Source organism: Pseudomonas sp. NPDC088429, assembly GCF_044753305.1.
In the GTDB taxonomy this organism is placed as follows: Bacteria; Pseudomonadota; Gammaproteobacteria; order Pseudomonadales; family Pseudomonadaceae; genus Aquipseudomonas; species Aquipseudomonas rustica.
Genome location: NZ_JBIVMX010000094.1, coordinates 5,168 through 12,457, shown reverse-complemented (window position 1 = coordinate 12,457; position 7,290 = coordinate 5,168). Strand labels below are relative to the sequence as shown.

The following is a 7,290-nucleotide window of genomic DNA, read 5'->3' as shown; positions in this document are numbered from 1 at the left end:
GGAACTGCAGCGCCACTGTGCTGAGGATGTAGTCGACGCTGCCATGGGTGTTTTCGTCATCCATGTGCAAGGCTTCGAGGTTGTCGGTGATGGCGCCCAGCCACGGCTCCATTTTTTCCGCTTCGGTGCCGGGCAGGAAACCGATCTCTTGGTCGAGACCCTGCACGCTGCGGGTGGCAATGATGCGGCGATAACGTTTGCTGACCATGGTCTGCTCGATCGCTGCGGCCAGCGCCAGAATGGTTTTACCGGAGCCTGCCGCACCCGACAGGTTGACCAGATGAATGTCCGGGTCGAGCAGCGCGTACAGCGCCAGACTTTGATAGATGTCGCGCGGTTTCAGCCCCCACGCCTCCTGGTGCAGCAGCGGTTCCTGGTGCAGGTCGAGAATCAGCAGGCGGTCTTCTTCAATCTCCTTGATCCAGCCGACGAAGCCCTGTTCATCAATGATGAACTCGTTGATGTGCACCGCCGGCAGGTTGTCGATCAGTTGTACCTGGTGCCAGGTGCGGCCGTGATCCTGACGGGTTTCGACCTTGCTCACGCGGTCCCAGAAGGAGCCGGTCATGTTGTGATAGCCGTTCGGCAGCAAGGACACGTCGTCGACCAGTTGGTCGGTGCTGTAGTCCTCGGAGGCGATACCGCAGGCACGCGCCTTGAGGCGCATGTTGATGTCTTTGGTGACCAGCACCACCGGTTTTTTCGGGTCGCGGGTGTGCAGGTCGATCAGTTGGTTGATGATTTTGTTGTCGTTCAGATGCTCGGGCAGAATCAGATTCGATTCGGCCTGCTTGCTCATCAGAATTGACAGCAAGCCCTTCGGCCCGCCCTTGCCGCGCTGGATCGGCACACCCAGTTCGACATCTTCCGGGGACGCATCGCCCAGGGTTTTGTCGATCAGCCGGATGGCCTGACGGCATTCAGCGGCCACGCTGTGATGCCCGCTCTTGAGCTTGTCCAGCTCCTCAAGCACGGTCATCGGGATCGCGACGTGGTGTTCTTCGAAATTCAGCAGGGCGTTTGGATCGTGAATCAATACGTTGGTATCGAGTACATACAGGATTGGCTGGTTGGAGGAAGGGCTACGTCCGTGATCATCCATACTCGGTCACCTATGTCAGAGCCAGTAGACGCAATACCTGAGCGGTGCTGCGCCTCGAAGTGACTGCCGAAATCTCACCTGCGGAGATTCAAGTGACTGCAAACAAACGGGTCTTGGAAGACGCCACCTGTGTTGCAGGTTTCGGCGGTCTGTCTTCGTAATACTCCAAAACCGATGACATAAAAAAGTACTTTGACGGTTTTTTTAAGTTTATTTTGCAAAGTGACGAAAAGCCCTTGGCGGACTCCGTCGACACCGTTAGAGTCGGAAGTCCACCTGCAGCAAATTCTCTGAAAAAATCACCCCAAGCCCAATGTTTCCGGGCTTTTAGCGTTTCTCAGCGAAACGCGTCCTGACAGTCTTCCCAACCGATGCCGCTCTGCGCGGTTTGCGTGATCAACCACGGCAACGAGGTCTTTACCGCGTCCTGTTTCATATTGAAATTGATCACCCCGTGACGCCACAACAGCATCAGGGTCAGCACCCGTTGCGCGCTCGGCGCACCCTTGAGTTTGCCGGCACCGTCCTGAGCATCAATGTCCCAAAGCGCCACTTGCAGGCCCTGGGTGTTGAAGAATCCTTGTGCATCGCTGCGGCGCTGACCGTCCGGCGGACGGAACAGCGGCACGTAGTTTTCCGGTAGTTTGTTCTTTACCAGATCGGCGCTGCGCCGCACCGAATCCTGCCAGTCCTGCCAGTGGCTGTGGGAGCGGAACTCCCAGCCCTGCACGCCGACGCACTGTCTGGAGAACTCGGTTTGCAGGCTACTCACCGAACGATCGCTCAGGCGCGCCTGAATATCCTTGCCCAACACAAAGAACGTGCCGCTCAGATTGGCTTTGCGCAGGTAGCCGGTGAGCCAGTCGGTATTGTCCGGTTGCAGATTCGCGGCGCTGTCGAAAGTCAGCAGAAACAGCCGGTCGTGCATCTCATCGCCGTTGCGCTCGTAGTCGCCGAAACGATCGACTTCGCTGCTGGTCTGCGGGAACAGCGCGGCCTTGCGCATCAGTTCATCGAGATACTGCACATGAAAGATCCGGCTCGGCTCGGCCCACTTGGTGTAATAGCTGTCATCGCTGACGACGAATTTGGCGGCTTGCTCGCGCAGGGTCGGCAGGTCTTCGACGAGGAAGCAGAACGAGGCGTCCTGATCGCAGCTTTGCTGGGCGTAGTTGTAGTTGGCCAACAGGCGCTGCCAGAGGCGCTGACGCAGGCTGTTGACCGCGTCGATATTCACCGTGCGCAGGCCGAGGCGCTGGGCCAGCGCGGTTTCGTCCAGCGCTTCGGTGCCGAGCAAGCCCCGGGCGAACATGAGGATTTCGGCGCGCGAGGCGACGTCGAACAGCGTCGGGCTGCTGAGCTGCTCCGGCCAGGTGCTGCGATCCAGCGTCGCCACATCGCCCGGCGCCGCAGCGGCACCGAAGCTCAACAGCCACGCGGTGAATAAAAGAACAATGCGCAAAGGGGCGTCTCCATAACAAAACCCGCGCGGCACTATATCGCGGGTGGATCAAAAGAAAGATCAAAAGATCGCAGCCTTCGGCAGCTCCTACCTGTGCCTCCATTGAATCATTGCGATGATCGTTCTCACGCTCTGCGTGGTAACGCCTCCCCGGACGCTCCGCGTCCAGCTCGACGGTGACGCGGAGCGTCACAGGCGGCATTCCCACGCAGAGCGTGGGAACGATCATCGCCAAGCCGTCGATCACCTATGGGCTTGATAGCTGGAGTCAACACCGACAACCCCCTAGAATCGCCCCCACGATTAAAGGAGACGACTTCATGCTGATGGTGATTTCCCCCGCCAAGACCCTCGATTACGAAACACCGCCGGCGACCCAGCGCTTCACCCAGCCGCAGTACCTCGACCATTCTCAGGAACTGATCCAGCAATTGCGCGACCTGACCCCGGCGCAGATCAGTGAGCTGATGCACGTGTCCGACAAGATCGGCGGCCTCAACGCCGCGCGTTTTGGCAGCTGGACGCCCGCGTTCACCCCGGAAAACGCCAAGCAAGCGCTGCTCGCCTTCAAGGGCGACGTCTACACCGGCCTTGATGCGCAGTCCTTTAGCGAAGCCAATTTCGACTACGCGCAAAAGCATCTGCGCATGCTCTCCGGCCTCTATGGCCTGCTGCGCCCGCTCGACCTGATGCAACCGTATCGCCTGGAAATGGGCACCAAACTGGCCAACGCCCGTGGCAAAGACCTGTACGCCTTCTGGGGCACTCGCATCAGCGAATGGCTCAACGAAGCGCTGGCCGATCAGGGCGACGACGTGCTGCTCAACCTCGCATCCAACGAATACTTCTCGGCGGTTAAACGCACGGCGTTGAACGCGCGGATCATCAATACCGATTTCAAGGATCAGAAGAACGGCCAGTACAAGATCATCAGTTTCTACGCGAAGAAAGCGCGTGGCCTGATGAGCCGTTTCGTGATTCAGGAAAAGATCAACGATCCCGCCCAGCTCAAGCAGTTCGATGTGCAGGGTTATCGCTACAGCGCCGAACAGTCGAAACCTGACAACCTGGTATTTCTACGCGACCACGCCCCCGAATAAAGCATGCCTAATGCACGACTCTTTTTATAAAGAGTCGTGCAGCTCGCACGACGTCAAAAATTCCTCGCTTGATTTCGCCATTTTTATGGCGCCAGAAAACAATCCCTGTCCTTTCTAATTTTAGTTTCACTCGACACTGATCATTTTTTTCAGTAGTGGCACGTAACTTTTTTCACGGTAGTGGCACAAAACTATCTAGCGCAATGCCGCCCCTATCAATAAAGGGCGAAACGGAAAGTGCTATCAAATTGAGACCAGTGCCATCTTTGTCAATATTTCAAAAAATTTCAGATGGCGCGATGAGCGGACTGGAACTATGTCCAAATGCGTAGTTCATACCACCGGTAACGATTCTCGCCGAGTTTGTACGAGATAACTTACGTAGGACAATTAGCCATGTAACCAAGTTGTCACAGCAACTTGCCTAGATGACTAACCGGTCGCAAAGCACACTGAAGGACAGGAGATACGCAGCATTAATATCCCCTACAAGGCCAAGGCCGCGCCCCTATAAACGTGCTCGCCTGAGCACCAAACCGCTTGATCTACGGGCCTTCCTGCCCGCCATCAAGCGCGCAAGACGAATGCACCTGAGTCTTCCACAAGGAAGATCCGCTGCATAACAGGGCAAGTCATAACTATAAGGCCTGGTTGCGCACATCTTGAGTGCACTTATTTAGACACTCGGAACTTTGTATGCCTGCACACGGCATTGTGGCGCCTGTAAGCCGCACTTTCGAGTGCACTAGTGAACGCTGAACACCATTAACTCCGGCCTTCTAAGGCCTGATATATACAGAGGTAATTGCGATGCGCATCAGCATATTTGGTTTGGGTTACGTTGGCGCAGTATGTGCCGGTTGCCTGTCTGCACGGGGCCATGACGTGGTTGGCGTCGATGTTGCCAAAGACAAGATCGACATGATCAACGCTGGCAAATCTCCCATTGTTGAACCGGGCCTGGGCGAACTTCTGCAACAGGGTATTCAAACCGGTCGTCTGCGTGGCACGACCAACTTCGCCGAAGCGATTCGTGACACTGACCTGTCGATGATCTGCGTCGGTACGCCGAGCAAAAAGAACGGCGACCTCGAACTGAACTACATCGAAGCCGTGTGCCGCGAGATCGGTTTTGTTCTGCGTGAAAAAACCACCCGCCACACCATCGTTGTACGCAGCACCGTATTGCCGGGCACTGTTGCCAACGTAGTAATCCCGATTCTCGAAGACTGCTCGGGCAAGAAAGCTGGCGTCGACTTCGGTGTTGCGGTCAACCCGGAATTCCTGCGTGAATCCACCGCCATCGCCGACTACGACCTGCCACCGATGACCGTCATCGGCGAATTCGACAAGGCTTCGGGCGACGTTCTGCAATCGCTGTACGAAGAACTCGACGCGCCGATCATCCGCAAGGACATCGCCGTCGCCGAGATGATCAAGTACACCTGCAACGTCTGGCACGCGACCAAAGTGACCTTCGCCAACGAGATCGGCAACATCGCCAAAGCGGTCGGCGTCGATGGCCGTGAAGTGATGGAAGTGGTTTGCCAGGACAAGACCCTCAACCTGTCCCAGTACTACATGCGCCCAGGCTTCGCCTTCGGCGGTTCGTGCCTGCCGAAAGACGTGCGCGCCCTGACCTACCGCGCCGGTTCGCTGGACGTCGAAGCACCGCTGCTCAACTCGCTGATGCGCAGCAACGAATCGCAAGTGCAGAACGCCTTCGACATCGTTGAAAGCCACGACAAACGCAAAGTCGCCCTCCTCGGCCTGAGCTTCAAGGCCGGCACCGACGACCTGCGCGAAAGCCCGCTGGTCGAGCTGGCCGAGATGCTGATCGGCAAGGGTTACGACCTGAGCATTTACGACAGCAACGTCGAGTACGCCCGTGTTCACGGCGCGAACAAAGACTACATCGAGTCGAAAATCCCGCACGTATCGTCCCTGCTCAACGCGGACTTCGATTCGGTGATCGACAACTCCGACGTGATCATCCTCGGCAACCGCGACGAGAAATTCCGCGCGCTGGCGCAACAGGCACCGCATGGCAAACAGGTCATCGACCTGGTCGGCTTCATGGCCAAGGCCACCGACGCTGGCACCCGTACCGAAGGCATTTGCTGGTAAGGCAGACGTTGCACGGCGCCGCCCTCGCGACGCCGTGCAACAGAACCCAAATGTAGGAGCTGTCGAGTGAAACGAGGCTGCGATCTTTACCGGCAACGCTTGAGTTCCGAGTGAACCGGCAAAGATCAAAAGATCGCAGCCTTCGGCAGCTCCTACAGGGATCACCCGAATTGCGCGTGACATCGCAGTTTTTTGTAAGCCTGCCTTAACCCCATCGGGCCCGGCCCGAGATAGAGACGGATGCAGATTATGCACAGGCTAAAACACGGCCTACTTCAGGCCGCCGGTTGGCTGTTTTACCTAAGTTTGCTGATGGGCCTGGCCTTGATGCTGCCCACGTCCACGTTCGACTCCGAGTCGAAGGACTTCATTTTCCTGATTGGCGCCGTGGGTATCTGGCGCTACTCGATGGGTGCAACGCACTTTGTGCGCGGCATGATTTTCCTCTACATCGTTTATCCGCACCTGCGCCGCAAAGTGCGCAAGTTGGGTAAAGCGGCGGATCCGTCGCATGTGTTTCTGATGGTCACCAGTTTCCGTATCGACGCGCTGACCACAGCGCAGGTCTACAGCTCGGTGATCCGCGAAGCCATCGACTGCGAACTGCCGACCACCGTGGTTTGCTCGATCGTGGAAATGTCCGATGAGCTGCTGGTCAAGGCGCTGTGGGCGCGGATGAATCCGCCAGAGCGCGTGAAGCTCGACTTCGTGCGCATTCCCGGCACCGGTAAACGTGATGGCCTGGCCTACGGTTTCCGCGCGATCTCTCGTCACCTGCCGGACGACCGTGCCGTGGTCGCCGTGATCGATGGCGACACCGTGCTCGGCGAAGGCACCGTGCGCAAGACCGTGCCGTGGTTCCAGCTGTTCGGCAACGTCGGCGGCCTGACCACCAACGAATTCTGCGAAGTGCGCGGTGGCTACATCATGAGCGAATGGCACAAGCTGCGTTTCGCCCAGCGCCACATCAACATGTGCTCGATGGCTCTGTCCAAACGCGTGCTGACCATGACTGGCCGTATGTCGGTATTCAAAGCGTCTGTGGTGACCAATCCGGAATTCATCGCCGACGTTGAAAGCGACTCGCTGCAACACTGGCGTCTGGGCCTGGGTGTGAAACGCCTCGGCGCCTTCACCTCGGTGGTGCTGTTCGATCAACGCGTATCGATGTGGACGTCACTGCTCGGCCTGACCGTGGCGATCATTGCCAGCTTCAAATACGGCACCGCGTTCATCCTCGTTTACCTGCTGTGGATCGGCATCACCCGCCTGATTCTGACCCTGCTGCTGTCGTGCTCAGGTCACCGGATCGGCCCGGCTTATCCCGCGATTCTTTATTACAACCAGATCGTCGGTGCGCTGGTGAAGATCTACGTGTTCTTCCGCCTCGACCAACAATCCTGGACACGCCAACACACAACACAGACCAGTGATCACGCAAGCTTTAAAATATTGTTCAACACCTTGTAGTCACGGACAATTAAAATCTCCGCCGGCAG

General features: G+C 57.3%; 4 protein-coding genes and 1 pseudogene. 3 read left to right on the top strand and 2 right to left on the bottom strand.

Features of this window, described 5'->3' with window-relative positions:
• Positions 1-1,102: PhoH family protein (locus ACIP66_RS26790; RefSeq protein ID WP_400652121.1), on the bottom strand; the 1,102-nt coding region annotated here is incomplete at its 3' end.
• A 337-nt stretch (positions 1,103-1,439) separates the two neighbouring features.
• Positions 1,440-2,564, bottom strand: coding sequence for a polysaccharide deacetylase family protein (locus tag ACIP66_RS26785; protein ID WP_400652119.1), 1,125 nt, complete (start codon positions 2,562-2,564; stop codon positions 1,440-1,442).
• Positions 2,565-2,884: 320 nt separating this feature from the next.
• On the opposite strand from ACIP66_RS26785, the gene yaaA reads away from it, so the two are divergent.
• From yaaA to ACIP66_RS26770, 3 genes and pseudogenes are all read left to right on the top strand, one after another.
• Entirely contained in the window at positions 2,885-3,664 is a 780-nt protein-coding gene (yaaA, locus tag ACIP66_RS26780) for a peroxide stress protein YaaA (protein ID WP_400652117.1), read from the top strand.
• An 810-nt stretch (positions 3,665-4,474) separates the two neighbouring features.
• Positions 4,475-5,791 carry a nucleotide sugar dehydrogenase gene (locus ACIP66_RS26775; RefSeq protein ID WP_008087506.1) on the top strand — a complete coding sequence of 439 codons (1,317 nt, stop codon included), beginning with the start codon at positions 4,475-4,477 and terminating at the stop codon, positions 5,789-5,791.
• A gap of 246 nt (positions 5,792-6,037) precedes the next feature.
• Positions 6,038-7,290: pseudogene (locus ACIP66_RS26770) on the top strand (glycosyltransferase); the annotation flags it as partial.

Bases quoted from the DNA above. Each gene is read 5' to 3' on its own strand.
- yaaA (WP_400652117.1), top strand. From the start codon at position 2,885: ATGCTGATGGTGATTTCCCCCGCCAAGACCCTCGATTACGAAACACCG.
- ACIP66_RS26775 (WP_008087506.1), top strand. From the start codon at position 4,475: ATGCGCATCAGCATATTTGGTTTGGGTTACGTTGGCGCAGTATGTGCC.